This window comes from Pseudovibrio sp. JE062 (assembly GCF_000156235.1).
In the GTDB taxonomy this organism is placed as follows: Bacteria; Pseudomonadota; Alphaproteobacteria; order Rhizobiales; family Stappiaceae; genus Pseudovibrio.
In genome coordinates this window covers 316739-336850 of sequence record NZ_DS996806.1, presented here as the reverse complement: position 1 = coordinate 336850, position 20112 = coordinate 316739, and the positions used below count along the sequence as shown (strand labels likewise).

16 protein-coding genes are annotated in these 20112 nt (G+C 53.7%); 13 read left to right on the top strand and 3 right to left on the bottom strand.

All coding sequences use genetic code 11. The features are described 5' to 3' along the window. Nucleotides 1-133 precede the first annotated feature (133 nt). The 3 genes from PJE062_RS05890 (at nucleotide 134) to PJE062_RS05880 (ending at nucleotide 2127) form a co-directional block, all read left to right on the top strand. Nucleotides 134-1039, top strand: a complete 906-nt coding sequence (locus PJE062_RS05890) for a hypothetical protein (protein ID WP_008547675.1) — start codon at nucleotides 134-136, stop codon at nucleotides 1037-1039. A 98-nt stretch (nucleotides 1040-1137) separates the two neighbouring features. Next, nucleotides 1138-1719 (top strand): DJ-1/PfpI family protein, encoded by a 582-nt coding sequence (locus tag PJE062_RS05885; protein ID WP_008548060.1) that lies wholly within the window; start codon nucleotides 1138-1140, stop codon nucleotides 1717-1719. A 30-nt stretch (nucleotides 1720-1749) separates the two neighbouring features. Beyond that, on the top strand, nucleotides 1750-2127 hold the full coding sequence (locus PJE062_RS05880; RefSeq protein ID WP_008547971.1) for a ribbon-helix-helix domain-containing protein: 378 nt from the start codon (nucleotides 1750-1752) through the stop codon (nucleotides 2125-2127). A 39-nt stretch (nucleotides 2128-2166) separates the two neighbouring features. On the opposite strand, the gene PJE062_RS27015 is transcribed toward PJE062_RS05880, so the two are convergent. After that, nucleotides 2167-3699 carry a triacylglycerol lipase gene (locus PJE062_RS27015; RefSeq protein WP_305803883.1) on the bottom strand — a complete coding sequence of 511 codons (1533 nt, stop codon included), beginning with the start codon at nucleotides 3697-3699 and terminating at the stop codon, nucleotides 2167-2169. 301 nt (nucleotides 3700-4000) lie between these two features. Between PJE062_RS27015 and PJE062_RS05870 the strand changes: the two genes are divergently transcribed. The 7 genes from PJE062_RS05870 (at nucleotide 4001) to PJE062_RS05840 (ending at nucleotide 10457) form a co-directional block, all read left to right on the top strand. Continuing rightward, a complete protein-coding gene (locus PJE062_RS05870; RefSeq protein ID WP_008547807.1) occupies nucleotides 4001-4522 on the top strand; it encodes a YeeE/YedE thiosulfate transporter family protein in 522 nt (173 codons plus the stop codon). A gap of 11 nt (nucleotides 4523-4533) precedes the next feature. After that, on the top strand, nucleotides 4534-5136 hold the full coding sequence (locus PJE062_RS05865; RefSeq protein WP_008548051.1) for a YeeE/YedE thiosulfate transporter family protein: 603 nt from the start codon (nucleotides 4534-4536) through the stop codon (nucleotides 5134-5136). A 255-nt stretch (nucleotides 5137-5391) separates the two neighbouring features. After that, nucleotides 5392-6021, top strand: coding sequence for a TetR/AcrR family transcriptional regulator (locus PJE062_RS05860; RefSeq protein WP_008547454.1), 630 nt, complete (start codon nucleotides 5392-5394; stop codon nucleotides 6019-6021). Between the two features lie 53 nt (nucleotides 6022-6074). Then, nucleotides 6075-7094, top strand: a complete 1020-nt coding sequence (gene ilvC / locus PJE062_RS05855) for a ketol-acid reductoisomerase (protein ID WP_008548157.1) — start codon at nucleotides 6075-6077, stop codon at nucleotides 7092-7094. 363 nt (nucleotides 7095-7457) lie between these two features. Beyond that, a complete protein-coding gene (locus PJE062_RS05850) occupies nucleotides 7458-8663 on the top strand; it encodes an MFS transporter (RefSeq protein WP_208982184.1) in 1206 nt (401 codons plus the stop codon). A 134-nt stretch (nucleotides 8664-8797) separates the two neighbouring features. Beyond that, entirely contained in the window at nucleotides 8798-10003 is a 1206-nt protein-coding gene (locus tag PJE062_RS05845; RefSeq protein ID WP_008547921.1) for an MFS transporter, read from the top strand. Between the two features lie 13 nt (nucleotides 10004-10016). Beyond that, nucleotides 10017-10457, top strand: a complete 441-nt coding sequence (locus PJE062_RS05840; RefSeq protein ID WP_008547600.1) for a GNAT family N-acetyltransferase — start codon at nucleotides 10017-10019, stop codon at nucleotides 10455-10457. A 162-nt stretch (nucleotides 10458-10619) separates the two neighbouring features. Here the strand turns inward: PJE062_RS05840 and PJE062_RS05835 are convergent, their stop codons facing one another. Then, nucleotides 10620-13634, bottom strand: coding sequence for an SEL1-like repeat protein (locus tag PJE062_RS05835; protein ID WP_008547547.1), 3015 nt, complete (start codon nucleotides 13632-13634; stop codon nucleotides 10620-10622). A gap of 212 nt (nucleotides 13635-13846) precedes the next feature. Here PJE062_RS05835 and PJE062_RS05830 point away from each other — a divergent pair, with 212 nt between their 5' ends. After that, on the top strand, nucleotides 13847-15892 hold the full coding sequence (locus PJE062_RS05830) for an alkyl/aryl-sulfatase (protein WP_008547993.1): 2046 nt from the start codon (nucleotides 13847-13849) through the stop codon (nucleotides 15890-15892). 110 nt (nucleotides 15893-16002) lie between these two features. On the opposite strand, the gene PJE062_RS05825 is transcribed toward PJE062_RS05830, so the two are convergent. Next, complete coding sequence (locus tag PJE062_RS05825) at nucleotides 16003-17481, bottom strand: tetratricopeptide repeat protein (RefSeq protein ID WP_008548004.1); 1479 nt, start codon at nucleotides 17479-17481, stop codon at nucleotides 16003-16005. 316 nt (nucleotides 17482-17797) lie between these two features. On the opposite strand from PJE062_RS05825, the gene PJE062_RS05820 reads away from it, so the two are divergent. Further along, on the top strand, nucleotides 17798-18940 hold the full coding sequence (locus tag PJE062_RS05820) for a GNAT family N-acetyltransferase (RefSeq protein WP_008547666.1): 1143 nt from the start codon (nucleotides 17798-17800) through the stop codon (nucleotides 18938-18940). A gap of 137 nt (nucleotides 18941-19077) precedes the next feature. After that, complete coding sequence (locus tag PJE062_RS05815; RefSeq protein WP_008547952.1) at nucleotides 19078-19992, top strand: PhzF family phenazine biosynthesis protein; 915 nt, start codon at nucleotides 19078-19080, stop codon at nucleotides 19990-19992. The last annotated feature ends 120 nt before the right edge of the window (nucleotides 19993-20112 follow it).

Sequence of the window (20112 nt, the reverse complement as noted above, 5' to 3'; positions counted from 1 at the left end):
CCTGAACCCGCCATGCAAATTAGCAACACTCCGTAACGATAACTAATAGTTTATTACCCTCAAATTGCTGAGATAGGGATTTCTGCTAGGTTAGACATTCCCTAAGGATACCCCCATCAAGAATAATAGAACCATGCGTCATTTGTATCTCGTAGCTTTGCCACTTGCCCTCGCCGCACATCCCCTCAGTGCGCAGGAAGCCGCGCCACAGACCTCAGCACCAACAGAGCTGCAGGCGGGCGGCTTCGTCGGCGTCAACGTTGGCCGCACATATCTTGAGGCTGATCAGGTTGACACCAAAGATCACCAGCCAGAAACCCTCGGGTTTTACGGCTCCTACGCCATCCCACTCTTCCAGCATTTCAGCCTGCAGGTAGATGGTGATATCGAGTTTTATCAGTTCGACACCAAAGACGGCGACAACACCCTGCGCGACGGTTTGGGAGCAGTTCACTTCTCCTACAAAGACCCGCAGCAAGGCCTGTTTGGCGTCTTCGCTGGTGGTGGTGCGACGGTTGACGGTGGCGACGACGATTCCAACAAGACCTTCCAGTTCATCGGTCTTGAAGGCCAGTACTACATTCAGGACATCACCCTGTTCAGTCAGGCTGGCTTCCTCGATGGCGACGATGACCAGTACGAAACCATCGACAACGGCCTGTTTGCACGCGGTGGTGCAAGCTACTACTTCACGCCAAACACCAAGCTGACCGGCTCTCTGTCTTACGTCAATGGCGATCGTTACAATCGTCCAAACCCAGGTGATGCACGTGACGGTGAAGTCAACATCTTCAGCTGGGGTGCAGAGTTCAAGCAGAACTTCACCGCTCTGCCAGTTGGCCTCAGCGCGTCCTACAACGGTCATGACTTCCAGATCAAAGGGGATGAGTCCGACGAACCAGTCGTCCATGAGTTCCGCTTTGGCGCGTTCTTCCAGTTCGGCACATCCACCTTGCAGGAAAACGACCGCACCGCTGCTGGCTCTGATCTGCCAGAGCTGAAGCGCTGGATTTCACTCTCCACCAACGAAGTCGACTAAGACCTCAAGATGTGACTGGGCTATGTAGTAATACGTTATTACCCGCTCAGTCCCATCCCTTGCTAGGTTTCCCTCACAGCGACATCTGGGAGGGAAACATGTCCGCAAAGAAAGTTCTTATGATCACCGGTGACTTCACCGAGGATTACGAAACCATGGTGCCATTTCAAACACTGGGCGCCGTTGGTCATGATGTTCACGCCGTTTGCCCGGACAAAAGCGCTGGCGACACCGTTGCAACATCCATCCATGATTTTGAAGGTGACCAGACCTACACCGAAAAACGCGGTCACAACTTCACTCTCAACGCCACCTTCAGCGACATCAATCCAGCAGACTATGACGCCCTCGTCATTCCGGGCGGCCGTGCCCCTGAGTACCTGCGCCTGAACTCGGCAGTGCTGGACATGGTCCGCCACTTCTTCGCTGAAAACAAACCCGTCGCCGCCATCTGCCATGGCGCACAGCTCCTGTCCGCTGCTGGCGTTCTGGAAGGTAGAACCTGCTCCGCTTACCCAGCCTGCGCACCTGAGGTCATCATGTCCGGCGGCAAGTTTGCCGATATCGATGTGGCCGATGCAGTCACAGACGGCAATCTGGTGACAGCCCCTGCATGGCCAGCTCACCCAGCATGGCTCAAGCAGTTCCTTGCCCTGCTCAACCAGCCTGCCTATGCTTGAGGCATAGCACGGGATAAAGCGGAGGGGACCATGTGCGAGCTGTTCATCAAGGCAGATTCTGATCTGTGGGAGAGCACCACACGCTCCCTTCGCATAGACCGTATGGTCACCAGTGTGCGACTTGAAACCTACTTCTGGACCATTCTGGAAGAAATCGCCCGGCGAGATGACATGTCCGTCGGCCAGCTCCTGACGCGCTTGCACAATGAGTCCATTGAAGCCGGACATGACCTCGGCAACTTCACCAGCTTCCTGCGCGTATGTTGCCTTCGCTATCTGTCATTGCAGGTGACCGATGACATCCCGAAGGACAAGTCCGTCCCCATCAGCACCCTCAATGCTCCTCAGTTACTGAAGAACGAACGAGCCTATCATGCTCAGACACGAGCCTCAGCAACTGTGAGTTAGGCTCCCCTCGCCCAAACAGCGAGAGAAGCCTGTTGTTGATCAGGCAAACACAAAGTCTTCAGAACTCAGGCTGTAGGTGAACAACCACCCCGTATCCACCTCAAGCACATCATTGCCGTAGGAGATCGTGATCCAGCCACCAAGCAGGCTCTCGTCGATATCGAGCTGTGAGAACGAGCTTACCCCGGCTGCTGAAAGATCGATGGTGTCCTCGCCAACCTTAAAGTCGTCGATCACATCCTTCACGCCATCATCCGCAAAGCAGAACGTATCTGCACCATCCCCTCCAACAAGGAAGTCACGGCCAGCTCCATCATGGAGAACGTCGTTACCGTCCCCGCCTTCCAGAACATCATCACCAGCACCACCCAGCAAACGATCGTTGCCATCCTCGCCGCGCAGATGGTCATTCCCGGCAAAGCCTTCCAGCGCATCATCACCATCATTGCCGCGCAACAAGTCATCGGAGGTTGACCCAAGAATGTAGGCGTCTTGTCCATGGTGCCCGGTTGGGTCCAGTGGGATCTGAATATCCTCAACCCACGTATCATCGCGCTTCTGATCAGAAAGCCCGGAGATGATCACCACACTGTCCCGGTTCATTTCGCTGTAAAACTCAGAGGCATTGATGGCGTTAAACGCTGTGCTGTAGTTGAACGGCAAATGGGCTGACCAGCTTGGCAGGTTGAGCAAACCGCCACCATCCCAAAACAGCGGCGTATCATACCAATCATTGAAGATGACGATATTGCTGGTGTCATAGCCATAGTCTGTGTCATTGCCGGTCAGGTCCAGACCATCGGAGGAAATCGCCGATGGCACCGGATCATTCTCCAGGTCGAAACTGAAAAGCTCAGCTCCGCTGCTCAACACCGCAGCACCATCCTCTGGCGCATAGTGGCTGGCAAACGCCATGTAATTGGCATTCACGAAAAACCCATCCAGCCAGTCGTTGCTGCGCTCTGCCATGTTGGCAACAGCACCACCACCCAAAGAGTGCCCGGTGACGATCAGGTCACTGCCGTCCAGACCATGCCCCACCATGAAGTCTTTAAGCGCAGCAAGCAGCCCACCAAACGCCTCTTCCACGTAATGCGGCTCATCCTTGAAGAACTCAAGATAGTCAATCACATCGCCAATGGTGTCGGTAACAATGTTGTCCAAAGTTCCCGTCGTTCCACGAAACGCCAAGGCCACCTGAGTAACATTGCCATGCTCATCATACTTGGCCAGCACGTCTGCCTGCGCATCCTTGAACTTGAACGTCTCCCCCTGAAACGTCCCATTATGATCGACAAGTGCGCCCTCATAACCAAGATCTTCAGCAGAAAGGACCGTCCACCCCTTCTCCTCAATCCGGTCACGTGCCGCTTGCTCACTCTCCCCGCTCAGCAAGCCCGCCTGATCTTCAGTGCCCCAAAGGGTTCCAACCAGCGTTGCCAGCGAAAAGCCATTGGCCTGATACGCACTCCCAAGCGCATCATCCAACCCATGATAGCTATAAAGCATCAAGTCCAAAGCATCGGACATAAGTTGCCGAGCATCATTTCCCTTATACTCAAATAAAGACATTATCCCTCCCAAATGCAAAGCAGCTACATCCTGAAGGAAAACGCAGGTCTCACAATAACCAATACTCGGAGTATGAATTTCATATTTCCAATATTTAAAATCACCGGAGAACTTCATCACCCGCGCATCAAACAAACTAACCAACGCATTTGATTGCATTGAGAAAAGGCTGGAAAATCTTGCGAAAACGATAAGTTCTGCTGTCGGAGCGAAGCCACAATTTCTTGCAAACTCCTCTTGTATTTTAGTTTATTAGTATATATTAATATTCTAAATTAAAGAGAGATCGGAGGGCAATCAATTGGATCTTCTCAGGCAAAACGTTTGGTCCCCCTATCTGGCGGGCATAATTATTGGGCTCCTGCAAATCCCGGCTTTCCTGCTGGTTGATACCGCACTGGGCGCTTCATCTTCTTTCGTCACCGGCACCGGTTTCATCTTTTCACTCTTCGATTCCAGCATCACGGAGATCAAGTACTTCGCCAAGTACATGTCCAAGGACAAATACTTCTGGCAAAGCGCACTGGTCATCGGCATCGCTCTGGGAGCACTGATTTCCTACAAAGCCAGCGGTCGTAAAGCCAGCTTCTCTTCTCCAAGCTGGAAAACCATCGGCGCAAGTTCAGCACCGGTCATCCGACTTCTGCAAGGCTTCATCGGCGGCTTTGTTCTGCTGGTCGGTGCCCGCATCGCAGGCGGTTGCACCTCAGGCCACGGCATCTCCGGCCTCGCACAGCTTGGCGTTGGCTCCAGTGTAGCTGTTGCAGCCATGTTCACCGGTGGCATCGTCGCAGCCAACCTTCTTTACAAACGCACATCCTAAGGAGAGGTCACATGGAAATCTTCTGGCTTGTTATTCTCGGCCTCACCATGGGCATCATCTTCGGCATTGCACTGGAAAAGTCTCGCGTCATGGAACCCGGCGTTCTCATCGGTCAGTTCCTCTTCAAAGACTACACCATGCTCAAGATGTTCCTCGCAGCCACAGCCACCGGCCTAGTCGCCCTCTCCGGCCTGACGGCACTCGGCCTTGCTGAACTGCATCCAAAGAGCTTCGTTGTCGGCAATATCATCGTCGGCGGCACCATTCTGGGCGTTGGCATCGCTATCGCTGGCGCCTGTCCGGGCACAGTCTTCGCCCAGATTGGCCGCGGTTACAAAGATGCATGGCTCACCGTCATCGGTGGTATCATGGGCGCAGCATTTTACGGCTACAACAAATCACTCATCGACGGCGCGCTGGACATGGGCAGCTTCGGCAAGATCACCTACGCTGATCTGTTCCCATCCCTGCCCTTCTGGATGCTCGGCCTCATCACCGCAGCAGCCCTCGTCGTCGTCATGATCGCACTGGAAATGTATCGCCCATGGAAAGTGGATCGCGGCATGGATCAGAACAAGGAAGCATCCGTCAACTCAAACGCGGCGCATGCTTAACTTAAGAGCCCCCAACTGAACTGACTTTGGTTCAGATCAGCAATGCCCCGGAGGAGCACAGACCTTCGGGGCATTTTTTTGCGCGGTTTTGAAAGGATCAAACCAAGCTCACCTAAAGACACCTAATTTTATTGCGTCAACTCTGCATTTCCCCTCACTTTCCTGTTGCATCCATTTCGATTCTGCGCCATAACCGAACCGTACCGTACGGTACAGAAAATCAAACAAGCCAAACCGCTGGAATTAGAACCGCATATGTCCACTGAGCCAGAACAACCAGACTTTACAGACCGTCAGCGCGCGGTGCTGGACAAAGCTTTGGAGCTGCTCGTGGAAGGTGGCGAAAAAGCGCTGACAACAGCTGCTATCGCCCGCGCTGCGGGATGCTCCAAGGAGAGCCTCTACAAGTGGTTTGGAGATCGCGATGGATTGCTGGCCGCAATCGTCACCCGTCAGGCCTCCAAGGTTATTCCGGGTGCTGATCCTGCAGCCAACATGAGCGAAGACGGCCTGCGCGCCGCATTGGAAGAATTTGCCAGAAACCTGCTGGAGACCATCTCCGGTGACGTTTCTCTGGCCCTGAACAGACTTGCCATCGGGCAAGCCAGCAAATCTGAAACCGGTCTTGGCGCCATCCTCGAAAAGAGTGGCCGCGCCCGCATCGGCAGACAGACCACAGCTTTGCTGGAAAAGGGATGCACACTTGGCTACCTGCACTGCGAAGACCCGCAGGAAGCCTACAGCACACTTTACGGGCTGGTTGTTCGCGACCAGCACATCCGCATGCTTCTGGGCGGCACTGCTCAGGCATCGGCAAAAGACTTGGAATTGGCTGCCCAAACAGCAGTCAAACAGTTCATACAGCTCTACGGAGCACGGAATTAGAAACAAACCATACATGCTTTGGGAAAGGCACGAGGGAAACAAGGGGTAATACCATGCGCGTTTATTACGACCGCGATTGCGATCTGAACCTGATCAAAAACAAGAAAGTCACCATCATTGGCTACGGTTCCCAGGGCCGTGCACACGCAATGAACCTGAAAGACAGTGGTCTGACCGACATCACCATCGCTCTGCGCGAAGGTTCCACCACGCGTCTGAAAGCAGAAGCAGACGGCTTCACCTGTAAGACCGTTGCAGAAGCTGCAAAAGATGCAGACCTGATGATGATGGCAACTCCTGATGAACTGCAGGCAGACATCTGGAAAGACGAAATCGCAGGCAACATCCGTGACGGCGCTGCAATCGCATTCGCACACGGCCTGAACGTACACTTCGGTCTGATCGAGCCAAAAGCTTCTATCGACGTTCTGATGGTTGCACCAAAAGGCCCAGGCCACACCGTACGCGGCGAATACCAGAAGGGCGGCGGCGTACCTTGCCTGATCGCTGTTCACCAGGACGCAACCGGCAACGCAAAAGACCTCGGTCTGGCATACGCATCCGGCGTTGGCGGCGGTCGCTCCGGCATCATCGAAACGTCCTTCCGCGAAGAGTGTGAAACCGATCTGTTCGGTGAGCAGGCAGTTCTCTGCGGCGGTCTGGTTGAGCTGATCCGCGCAGGCTTTGAGACCCTGACCGAAGCTGGTTACGCACCAGAAATGGCATACTTCGAGTGTCTGCACGAAGTGAAGCTCATCGTAGACCTGATCTACGAAGGCGGCATCGCGAACATGAACTACTCCATCTCCAACACTGCTGAGTGGGGTGAGTACCAGACCGGTCCACGCATCGTGACCTCCGAGACCAAAGCAGAGATGAAGCGCGTCCTGGAAGAAATCCAGAACGGTACCTTCACCTCTGAGTGGATCCAGGAATACAAGGCTGGTGGCGCGAAGTTCAAAGCAACCCGTCGTCTGAACGACGAGCACCCAATCGAAGAAGTTGGCGCAAAGCTCCGCGGCATGATGCCTTGGATCTCTGCTGGCCAGCTGGTCGACAAGTCCAAGAACTAAGCGACTATCCGACAGAACTGCTCAGCAGTTCCCGGATAAGACAACGCGAAAAGCAAAACTCGAAGCGGTCTGAATGCACAAGCAAATCAAGCTGCTTCGAGGTTGAGCTGGCCCAAAGGGGCCCTTCCAAGTCAACCCTACGGAATGCAACCTTAATCCAGCTCAGCTATACTAAGTCAGCAATAATCAATAATCTTCCAGAGGCTTAGATATACGCGATATCCAGAAAAACCCGGTCCAGAACCGGGTTTTTTTGTGCTTAAAATTGCTCACTTTACACGCATAGCCCATCAGGTAATTTACGTAGTATTAGAGCAATTAGCCCGAAACCAATATTTGCAAGGTCAGGGCGTGGAGTTTTTCTTGAATCCTATTAGCGGTCCCTTACAAAGACTTGATAAGTTTCCGATTTTATTCTTTGCAGTGATGTTCTTTGGCGCATTTTCGATTGCCTTCGTAATCCCTTTGCTGAGCACTTACATCATTGAGGAATTGGAAGAACCAGCGTTCAACCTTGCGCTGGTCATCGGCGGCTTTTCTTTGGTGTCTCTCGTCACCAACCGCGTCTTTGGTGGGCTCATTGATGCCGGCAATCGGGTCAAGCCGCTGCTCCTCATCAACATCTGCGCCTTCACGCTCCATGCGCTCATCCAGATCGCAGCCCCGTCTTATGTGACCCTCGTCATTCTCGGCATTCCGCTCATCGGCATCAGCGCTGGTGCATTGTCGACCATGTATTCCACGGGCCGCTTGTTTGCAGAACAGACCGGGCGCCATCCGGGCACCTTCAACCTGCACATGCGCATCTGCCTGTCATTGGGCTGGGTGTTCGGTCCACCAGTAGCCTTCCTGCTCTATGGCACCTATGGCTTCAGAGAGATCCACCTTGCAGCCGCTGCTTCTGCGTTCATCTGGCTCACTCTCTGTCTTCTGTTCATTCCGGCAACGCTCAAAACGCACATCAAAAAGCAGACTCAGCAAAACAGCGCTGCTGATACAGTCCCAGCCATGCTGCTGATCGCCTGCATTCCTGTGTTTGCCTTATCAGCAGCCAACAGCATCTTTTTCTCGGCTGGGCCAGTCTACTTCATCAAAGAAATGGGTTTGCCAGCCTCTGTTCCCGGCTGGGCTGTTGCCACCAAAAGCCTGTTTGAAGTCGTCATCATCTACTTCGCCATTAAGCCGACAGAGCGTATTGGCGAGCGCAATATGATGCTGCTTTCCGGTTTGGGTGCACTACTCTTCTTCGCCACCATCACCAGCGCCACCTCCATCAATCAGGTTCTGATGCTTTGCATCATCGAGGGCATGTACTACGGCATTTGCGCCAGTGTTGGCATCACGTTCATCCAGAACTATGCCCGCCACAAACCCGGCATTGCCACCTCTTACTTCGTCAACGCCATCTTCGTTGGTGGGCTGGCCGGCAACATTCTCACGGGTATCGTTGCATCTTATACCAGCTTCCAGAACACGATCCTGAGCAGCGTTGTCCTCGCAGCCTTAGCCACCTTGATTCTGCTGGTGATCAAGCCACCGCAAAGCGAGCAGATCGCGCAAACTTCTTAAGCTAACGCATGCGTCCTACAAGCACGTAAAAGCGCACTCTAACATCTCCTGCTTGCATTTCCTGCAGGGAGATGTATCAATACGTACATCCCCTCGTTTCTCGTAATTCTTTTCCCATCACCCGTGGATTTCCCATGCGCTCAATTCCCGCTGCTCTGGCAATGCTGGATCGCTTTCCCTTTTTGATTCATGCGTACATGCTCATCGGCTCGCTGGCCGTGGCCTGTCTCATCCCGCTTTACAGTTCTTACGTAGTAACAGAGCTGGGCGAACCAGCCTGGAAGCTTGCCATCTACATCGCCAGCTCCACCATTGTGACTTTGTTTTCAAACCGTTACTTCGGCGCGCGCATTGATGCGGGCGCCCGCCTGAAGCCAATTCTGATCCTGTGCACCACGCTGTACATGCTCAACATGGGCCTGCAGTCCGCTATTCCGTCCTACTGGATACTGCTGCTCGGTGTGCCGCTTATGGGGGTCTCCGGTGGAGTGCTCTCCACCATGTTCTCTTTTGGCCGCCTGTTTGCAGAGCAAACCAACCGGGAGCCTGCCAAGTTCAACTCCCACCTGCGCATTTCCATGTCTTTAGGCTGGATGATCGGCACACCGCTGGCCTTCACGCTCTATGGCATCTTTGGTGTCAGCTCCATTTTCCCAACTGCTGGCGTGCTCAGCATTCTGTGGCTGGCCATGGGCGCTATGATCGTTCCGAAAGGCTTCACCACACACCATCCGATAAAAGCCAGCAACGGCGGCGGTATCGAACCCGTGCCGTTTGCGCTCATCTTTGCCTGTCTGCCAATCTTTGCGCTCACCGCTGCCAACACCACCTTTGTGTCAGCAGGGCCAGTCTTCTTCATTGAGGAAATGGGCTTCCCAACCGCAACACCAGGCCTGGCTTTTTCAGTGAAGTGCTTTGTGGAGGTGATTGCGATCTTCTTCGTGGTCAAACCCGCTCAAAAGATCGGGCAGAGAAATGCCATGCTGTTTTCAGCAATGCTCGGCACACTCTTCTTCCTGCTGATCGTTCGGGCAACTGACCCAACACAGGTCTATCTGCTCTGCGCACTGGAAGGGCTCTATTACGGCATCAACGTTGGGCTTGGTCTCACCTTCATCCAATCTTACGCACCGCACAGACCCGGCATCGCCACGGCTTACTACACCAATGCGCTCTTTGCCGGCGGCTTGATTGGCAACATGACCACAGGTACGGTGGCCAGCATCACCTCCTTCGGAAACACGATCCAGTTTTCCGCCCTCCTCACCCTCCTCTCCGCAGGCATCCTCCTGATGATCCGCGCACCCAAACCTGAAACCAGCCTGCAAACATCCTCCTAACTAAGCCATTGAAATGACAGAAATTCTTGAACTTGAAATCTCAACCGATAAGAACAAACTACAGCTGAACAAGATCTACCAGTTTCTTTCAGAGGAAGCCTATTGGAGCAAAGGTCTGCCGAGAGAGACGTTTGACAAAGCCATTGCCAACTCCATCTGCTTTGGCGCCTATCTGGAAAACGGAGAGCAGGTGGCCTTTGCTCGCGTGGTGACTGATCAAGCCACCTTTGCATATCTGGCGGACGTTTTCGTCACCCCGGCCCAGCGCGGCAAAGGCATTTCCAAAAATCTCATGAAAGCGATCGACGCACACCCGGACCTGCAGGGCCTGCGCCGTTTCATGTTAGCCACAGCAGACGCGCATGAGCTTTACAAACAGTTCGGCTTCACCCCATTGAGCACACCAGATCGAATGATGGAGCGCCACAACAAAACGGTCTACCAGACCTCCTAGAAGCACCAGTCCGCACGAATACTCAGTCATTGTTTGCCGGGTGCCAACCACCCGGCAAAAGGCTGATGCCCATGAACTCTATAGCCAGTTCGGGTTTATCAGAATGGATCCCTCAAAACGTCTGATGGTCCGCTTCAACAAAAAACTCGTAAGCCGCCACAGTTAAGAAGACGGATTGCTCAACGTTTTATATCGGCGCGCCCACCGCTTGTGCTCATAGCCATCAGGCTCTTCCTCTGCCCAATACTCAATCAGCAATTCAATCGCCAGCAAGTCTTGCTGCTCAGCCGCACTCGTCAAAATGTCCAAGGCATTCTCACCATAGTTGGCGTCCACTTTTCCGTTGAGGATCAGCCTTGCAACATGGATCTTAAGGGACGGGATTTTGGAGGAAGCAATGCGATACCACATACCCGCTTTGCGATAGTTCTGGTCAACATGGCGCCCTTCTTCATAAAGCTCCGCCAGCTTTCTTTGCGCACTGATGTAACCACTGTTTGCGGAGATCTCCAAAGCCTGCAGGGCTTCTTCAACCTCGGTCTGAGTAGGTGTCTCCTTGGAAAAAACAATATTGGCAAGGGTATATCGTGTTTCTGGAGAATACACCCAGCGATCCGGATCAGAGCGAACCAGTTTCTCTGCCAACTCAACGTTCTTCGGCACTGTTAGACCATAAAGCAGGTTCACTGCTGTCAGATGCTTCCTGTCCCAGTCTCTGCTGGTGCCATCCGTCTTCAGCATCTCATCAACCGTCATCCCACCGGAAAGCTGATGGGTAATCTCGTAGGCTTGCGCAGGACCATGAAGGCCAACTGCCTCCCGCAATATCTCAATGCCTCTTTCATAGTTGCCGGGGAACTCAGAGCCAAAGATGTACTTCCTTGCAAGATCCAGTTGCGCCTGTAAAAGACCAGCATTTGCCGCAACAGTGTATAGGCGTTCCTGCAGTTTTAAGTCCTGATCAATCCGGCTGTATTCCAGATCCTTCGCGGCCTCCAGCGCCACAACAGCATCCCCATTCAGCCCCTGAACCTGACGCCAATGGGCCAACTTATCTGGCCGCTCACCATCAGGGGGATTGTTCTCAACGATCCAGACCAGTCGCTTTGCAGCATAGTGGCTCCCAAGGTCCGCCGCTTTGCTAAACCACTTAACGGCGTGCTCCACTGCATTGTCCTGCTCAGGGCTCACCTCGTCGTAGTACGCCCCCATGTAGACGTAGGCATCTGAGTAGCCATCCTTCACGAGTTCCTGCAGCAACTGCTTTGCCGCCTCAACATCCTTGTGTTTGTCCGATGAGAACAAGTAGATGCTGGCAAGTTCAAGCTTGGCAGCTTGACTGCCTTTTTCCATCGCAGCTTTATAGGCTGCAACATGCTCATCCTGTTTTAAATCCAGAATGTCAGCTTCATCTTCCATACGAACAAGGTGGAAGCGTGCTTCTGAGTTGATCTCGATACTTTCTTTGTAGAGACGCTTGGCACGGGCTTTGTTCCGTGGTCCACCAAGACCATCCTCTTCCAGAAACGCCAGATCGATCTTCACATCATCAATACCTGCGGCAAGCGCTGCATCGTACCAATACCGCGCCTCGATATAATCCGCCCTTACGCCCAGCGCATAGTGATAGTGGAAGCCAAGATAATCGTAGGCGCTTTTGCTTCCGCCACGCGTCGCTTCATGGAACATCTTTAGCGAGCGGGAGTAGTCCTGTTCTGCGCCATCCCCGTAATAGGAAATCATACCAAGACGATAGGCAGCAAAGGTGCTTCCTCCCTCTCGCGCCAACTCATAAAGCTCTATGGCTTTCTGATCATCTTTCTCAACACCCAGCCCTTGCTGATAAAGAAATGCCAGATCCGCATTCGCGTTGGTATACCCCTCCGCAATCGCGTCTTCGTAGTACTGCCGAGCCTTCAGGTAATCTTTTTCAACGCCAAGGCCCTCATCATAAACATTACCCAGCCGCACCAGAGCCAGTGAAGACCCCACCTCCACCGCTTGCAGATAATACTCCCGCGCCTTGGCATGATCAGTCTCAACGCCGTAACCATCGCGGAAGCAATCCCCCAGTCCAACCATACCAGACCGGGCACCTCGCAGGACACTTTCCTCATAAAGCGCAATCACTTCCTCAGGAGTGCTGTCCTCAGGCGTCAAATACCTCTTGAGATAGGCTAGATAGCCAGAAGCCGTTCCATTCCCCTGCTTACGGGCCAGCTGATAGTACTCCGCGGCCTTCCCATAATCGGGCTCCCCAAGATCCCCTTCCTCGTAAAGCTCACCAATCCTCACCAGCGAGTAAGAGGAGCCCCATTCGGCAGCCAGCTCAAAATACTCAACCGCCTTGGCAATATCCTTGGGAACGTCGCGCCCTTCCAGATAGATATCCGCTAAATCGCTAGCAGCGCCGGGAGAGGAATGTTCCAGCTCTTCCTCTAGCAGGCTGAGTACCCGCTCAATGTCGACCTCACCCAGATGCCCGTCATAGATTAGCTCAGCCAGTCGGGAGCCTGCCACATCACTTCCGGCCTCCCGGCCACGCTCGTAATACTCAGCAGCTTTTTCGTAATCCGGAGAGCCATCCAAGATCCCCTCCTTGGCAAAGTCACCAAGAAAATCCAGCGCCACATAATGCTCAAGAGCCGCAAGCTGTTTCAGGATCTTCAGACCATAAGCAACATCCTTGCGAACGCCTTCGCCATCCACATACAGCCGCCCCAACTGCGCCTGCGCCCAGTCATCCCCCAGCTGCGCAGCTTCAAAGTAAAGCTCAGCAGCCCGTTCAGGATCAGGCACCACGAAGTGTCCGCGCTCATAGATGATCGCCAACAGGACCTTGGCGTCAACGTGCTGCTGTTCAACCGCTTTCGTCAGCCAGTAATGCGCTTGCTCATAGTCCAGCGCTACGCCGTCTCCCAGCCAGAACGACTCCCCCAGCTGGTACTGAGCATTCACATCACCCTGCTCTGCCCGCAGCCGCAGCTCATCAAAATCGATGCTCTCCACTTTGCTGCGATGCTCTTCCAGAACGGAGCGCTTATAGCCACGCTGTTCCAGTACCTCACGCAACCCCGCCCCACGTTCCTGTTCAGCATAGGGAGCCGCACAGACGCCTTGCACAAAACCCATGCAGACACTGGTCAGGAGAAAGGCAGAAAGAACGCGCGAAATCATTGAAACAGCACCTTTAAATATAACTAGGCAATCATTCACTCCCCTCCAATCGGAAGTCAATCAAAACCACGCAACCCCTAAACGTAATAACCCAAGGTTGCAGCATGCGATTAGGCCTTCAGCAACCAAAAACCTCATTTCAAACACTGGTTGAGCCTCCCCCTTAACTGCAACGCGATAAGGAAAAGGCAACTCTACTCCGGAGGTCGGGAATGACGCTCAACAAAACCAAAAAATCCTTTGCCCGCCAAATCCTATGCACGACCCTTGGTGTCAGCGTGGCCTGGTCCCTGTCCCTCACAGCAACCATGGCTGCAACTGTCACCAACCCAGCAACGCGCTTCACAGGTGAGATCTACGAGAACATCTTAAAGCAGCTGCCCTTTGCTGATGAGGAAGACTTCAAGGATGCGCAGGCCGGCTATCTCGCCCCTCTGCCAGATGGCGGTGTGGTGAAGAATGCCAAGGGCGAGATCGTCTACGACCTCTCCAAGTTCAATTTCATCATGCAGGGCTCCATCGCCCCGGAAACCGTCAACCCAAGCCTCTGGCGCCAGTCTCAGCTGATCCTGCTCAGCGGCTTCTTTCAGGTGTCAGAGCGTATCTTCCAGGTCCGCGCGGCAGACCTGTCCAACATCACCTTCATTGAAGGCGACGAAGGCATCATCATCGTCGATCCGCTGATCTCCGAGGAAACCGCCCGCTACGCTCTGGAGCTCTACTACGAGCAACGTGGCAAGAAGCCAGTCAAAGCCATCATCTACACCCACAGCCACGTCGACCACTTCGGCGGTGTGCGCGGCGTGGTGGATGAGCAGGACGTGATCAACGGCAAAGTAAAGATCTACGCGCCAGAAGGCTTCATGGAACACGCCGTCTCGGAAAACGTGATGGCCGGTAACGCCATGAGCAGACGAGCCTCTTACATGTACGGCAACCTGCTGCCCCATTCCCCGCAAGGACAAGTGGGCGCAGGCCTCGGCCCAACCACATCAACCGGCACCGTCACCCTCATTCCGCCAACGGACATCATCAAGGACAACGGCGAAACTCACACCATCGACGGCCTCACCTTCGATTTCTGGATGGCGCAGGATTCTGAAGCCCCTTCTGAGTTCTTCTTCTACATTCCAGAGCTCAAAGCGCTGTGCACGGCTGAAGATGCCACCCATACAATGCACAACACATACTCATTGCGTGGAGCGAAACTGAGAGATCCTCTGGGCTGGTCCAAATACATCAATGAGGCCATCTACAAGTACGGCAAGGATGTAGAGATCCTCTTTGCTCCGCACCATTGGCATCTGTCAGGCAATGACAAGATTATGGAGCACCTGCGCAACCAACGCGATCTCTACCGTTACATCAACGATCAGCCACTGCGCTTGGCAAACCACGGCTTCCGCATGACGGAGATCGCGGAGATACTGGAAGTGCCGGAAACCCTGCAGCACGACTGGAGTGCACGCGGCTATTACGGGTCGTTCAATCACAACGTCAAATCCACCTACGTGCGCTATCTCGGCTGGTTCAACGGCAACCCGGCTACCCTGCACGAGTACCCTGAACGCATCTCCGGCCCCAAATACGTTGAGTTCATGGGCGGTCCGGCCGTCCTCCTGCAAAAGGCGCAGGAATCCTACGATGAAGGCGACTATCGCTGGGTCGTGGAAGTGCTCAACCACCTGGTCTTCGCTCAACCGGATAACAAGGATGCCGCCAAACTGCAGGCAGATGCTTTGGAGCAGCTCGGCTATCAGGCGGAGTCTGGTCCGTGGCGCAACTTCTACCTATCAGGCGCTCAGGAACTGCGCAGCGGCATTGAAGACTTGCCCGCTGTCGACACCGCCAGCCCCGATATCATCCGCTCCATGGATATTGATCTGCTGTTCGACTATGCAGCCATGCGTCTGAACAACACCAAGGCAGGCAACCAGCAAATCAAACTGAATTGGGTCTTCCCGGATACCGATCAGAAGTACGCTATGGAACTGCAGAACGCAGCGCTCAGCCACATCGCAGGCTATCAGCTGGACAATGCTGACGCGACCGTCACCATGGACAGAAGCACCCTCGACAACATCATGCTTGGCATGGAAACCTTTGAAGAAGCAATCCAATCCGGCATGATCTCAGTTGATGGAGAAGCCTCCAAGCTCACCGATCTGCTCGGCATGCTGGATACCTTTGACTTCTGGTTCAACATCGTTCGCCCAGTGCCATTGGACAAAGCCAATCAGGGCGGCACCAGTAAGTAACAGTCATCTCTCACGGTGAAGCAAAAGAGCCGGTTTGAAACCGGCTCTTTTTGTCTTTGCTTCTGCGTATCTTAATCTGAAAACCGGCTACCACTTTTCAGCAATACGCTTTAATTATGTGGCTGGGTTCGCAATCGCCATTCAAGCTGGTTGAGCGCCCGCTCCGCATCCCGATAGCCCTGCTCTGCCGCCATCTTATAAAAATCACGAGCTTTCACCAGATTGCGGTCCATACACCGCCCGCTCTCATGGCAATAACCCAGCAGATAAAAGGCTTCCGGCACGCCTTTGGAAGCTGCAAGCAAAAACATCCGCGCCGCTTCACTCGGGTTCGGCTCCTCATCAAAGCCCTGCAAATAGACTTTGCCCAGCAGCACATCCCCCACAGGCTCCCCGCGCTCAGATGCTTCCCGGAACAGATCCTTGGCCCGCTCAATATCCTGCGGTACACCGCGCCCATTGAGATAGAGCAGCCCTGCATTGGTCAGTGCAAACGGAAACCGGGCAGAGGACGCCGTATAGAACTCCAGTGCCAACTCGTAGGATTGCGGAACCCCGCGACCATTTTCATAAAGCACACCTAGATCATTCAATGCCTGCGCATTGCCCTGCTTGGCAGCTGCTTTGTAAAGGCCAATGGCTTTCTTCAGGTTCGGCTTCGTTCCCTGCCCAAGCAGATAGAACCGCCCAAGAGCAAATTGAGAGCGGGCCAAACCACGCTTCGCCGCCCGCTCATAATGATAAAACGCCAGCTCCAGATCCCGCTGAACGCCAACTCCATCCTCATAAAGCGTACCGAGATAATGGTTCCCCAGCAGGTGCCCTGCATCCGCCGCAACCCGGTAATGGCGAATGGCCCCCATCAGATCAGCCTTCCCGCCATCTCCATTCTCAAGCAGCTCGCCCAATGGCACATGCGCATCAATGGAACCCAGTGCAATCGCCTTTTTATAAAGCGCACGAGAGCGCATCGCATCCCGCTCAACACCAACACCATCCCGATAAAGGCCAGCAAGGTTCTCAATGCCCTGCATCAACCCCGCCATAGCGGCACCCTTCACCCAATAAAAAGCCAGCTTCGGGTCACGCGCAACACCAATGCCATGCAGATACAAAAGGCCCAAATTGTTCTGCGCCCAGGCATCGCCCCAATCCGCAGCAAGCTGGTACAGCTCCCGCGCCTTCACAGGGTCAGCTTCGCCATGCTTCCCCTGTCGGTAGATTTCACCCAGATTGTTGTAAGCCGCAGCAAGCCCCATCTCGCCTGCTCGCTCATAAAGCTCCATGGCAACCGGCAAGTCACGCGGCACCCCATGGCCCATCTCATGCGCAACAGCCAGTCCAAAGACAGCCTGCGCATTGCCCGCAAGGGCCTCTGCACTCAGTGAGTTGATGAGCGCACTCTTGGACATTTCTGCCCGTGTGGAACGATGGATCTTCCCTGCTCTGTTATGCAACAGCGTCAATCCACCAACGCCCTTGGTCAGCAGCAATTCCTTTTCACTCCCGGTCGCCTGCCAGCTCACAGCATAAGCAGGCAGCCCTTTGGCAACCGCAAGCAAGCATAGGAGTGAAACCAGAATGCGCATGAGAACCTTCTCAACTGTGATTGTCACGGGTCACAAAGAGCGCCATGCGATAGGGTCAAACAGGGTCTGCCTGCCCGGAAAGCTCTTGTCAGCCAACGAACCTCATGCAAGTAGTTAATCGTTAATCTTTTCGGGTTGGGTATCCTTCAAATCGCGTTGGTCACTTGAAACCATTTCCTCTTTTGGGCCACTATTGGCTGGTTGTTTCAACTAGACCGAAAAGAAGGCTGGCGAATCCAGAGCCACGACTTCCTCGGGCACTATTGCTTTTCGTCATAAGTTGTTTTTTGGAGAACCAAGAAGAATGCATTGCCAAATGCGCCCGGCTGAAAAAAGCCAAGCCATTGCCCTCACAAACATAATGCACGCAGCCAAAGGCCACTGGGGCTATGATCCTCAGGACATGCAGGAGTTCTGCGACCACTGGAAGATCACACCAGAAATGATCGACAAAGATCCGATCCTTGTGATCTCGGAGGAAGATCATCCCATCGGATTTGCCCGTGTTCTCAAAGAAAGCACGGAGGTTGCGCTGCTCGATTGTCTGTTTGTGTTGCCAGAGGCACACGGAAAAGGCCATGGCGCATGGCTGCTGGAAGGCGCAGAGGAAATCGCCAAACGCATGCAATGCACCCAGCTACGCCTTGAATCAGATGCAAATGCAGCTCCGTTCTATGCTCATCACGGCTACCATAGCACCAGCAACAGGCCGAGTGCCTTTCAGGGTGCTGGCCCGATTGAGCACATGCAGAAGGATCTCACACCTCAGATCCACAAGGTCTCCGAAATTGACCTGAAGTTCGATATGGCCGCCACCTGGGACTTTGCGACCCGCAACAGCGAAGCAATCAAAGCCAATTGGCAGACCCTGATCTCTGACAATCCGGATCTTTGGGATGGCAAGGTTCTGTCACTCTATCAATACTCCTTCGACAACACCCAGTTCACTGGCGAGCTGGTAGAGATCAACTACTCAGAATTTCTGGCATGGCGCGACTGGGGCTTCCCAGACAGAAGTGCAAAGAACCTGTTCGGCTGCACTGTACTGCGCTCCAGAGAAGGTCACTTGGTCTTTGGTAAAATGGCTGACAACACCGCAACCGCCGGTCAGGTTTACCCACCAGGTGGAAATCTTGATCTCAATGATATCACTCCCTCCGGTGAGGTGGATATCTTTGGCTCCATTGCTCGTGAGCTGGAAGAAGAAACCGGTCTCACACTCGATCAGGGTGATCTGGGTGAGGTGCTCGCCATTGAAGACGGACCACGGCTGGCCATTGCCCGTATTTTAACATTGCAACTCAGCTCAGACGAAATCCTTTCAAAAATCTCACATTTCAACGCAAACCAGGAAAAACCTGAGTTGGAAGAAGCAGTTATCATTACATCACCGGAAGATCTTAAGGCCTATAGCGTGCCACCTTATGCAATCGCGCTCACCGCACATCTGTTAAATTAACGAGCTATATTCATTTGCAGACTTGTATTTGGTGCCAAAACAATCTTGAGTAGCGCTCAAGCTAACATTTTTCGCATGCTGGGCTCATGCTCCAAGGCCATCAGCCCAGCACCAAACTGAGATAATTGGACTTTAAAATGGCCAGACCTTATGCCCTGCTAGACGTTTTCACTGATAAGGCGCTGGCAGGTAATCCGCTTGCAGTCGTTCTGGACGCAAAAGGATTATCAGACTCTCAGATGCAGCGGATCGCCTGCGAGTTCAATCTCTCTGAAACCGTGTTCGTTTTGCCGCCGGAAAACCCCGCCCACAACGCCTCCATCCGCATCTTCACACCATCCATGGAACTGCCATTCGCAGGTCATCCAACCGTCGGCACTGCAGTGCTGCTGGCTGAGAACCGCTTTGGTGCACCGGACAACGACATGGATATGCTGGTACTGCTGGAAGAGAAAGTCGGTCTGGTTCGCTGTGCTGTTGCCCTGCAAAAAGGTAAAGCCACCTCCGCTGAATTTGATGTGCCAAGGCTGCCGAAGCCAGCGCAGAAACTGGGCGATAAAGATGTAATCGCCGCAGCGCTCTCGCTGGAACCAAATGAAATCACTTTCGAAAACCACAAGCCGAAAGCTTGGGAAGCTGGTGTTCCATTTGCATTTGTTCCGGTAGCTGACATGGACGCCATCAACCGCATCCAGCCCGTACACAAGTACTGGGACGAAGCGTTCGGCGATATCGCACACAACAACGCCTTCGCCTATTGCCGCCAGACCATCCATGTGGACAGCGCTTTCCACGCCCGCATGGTCTATCTGGAAAACGGCCTGCCAAGGGAAGACGCTGCAACTGGTTCTGCAGTCGCTGCCTTCGCCGGGTCCATTGCCGAGTTTGATGCCCCGCTGGATGGCACACACAAGTATCTCATCGAGCAGGGCTTCAAGATGGGTCGCCCCTCCTCCATCTCACTGGAAATGGAGATGCAGTCCGGCAAAATCCACGCGCACCGCATTGGCGGACAGGCAGTTGTCCTCGCCCGCGGCGAACTGCTGCTTTGATCGATTATTCCGGAGGGGCGCTTCAAGCCTCCTCTGCTTTCCCGCAGCACTGTGAACCAATTGAGATTATCTCAGCGTGAGCTGCATATACTTTTGAGTAATCAGAGCCCTGTCTTTGAG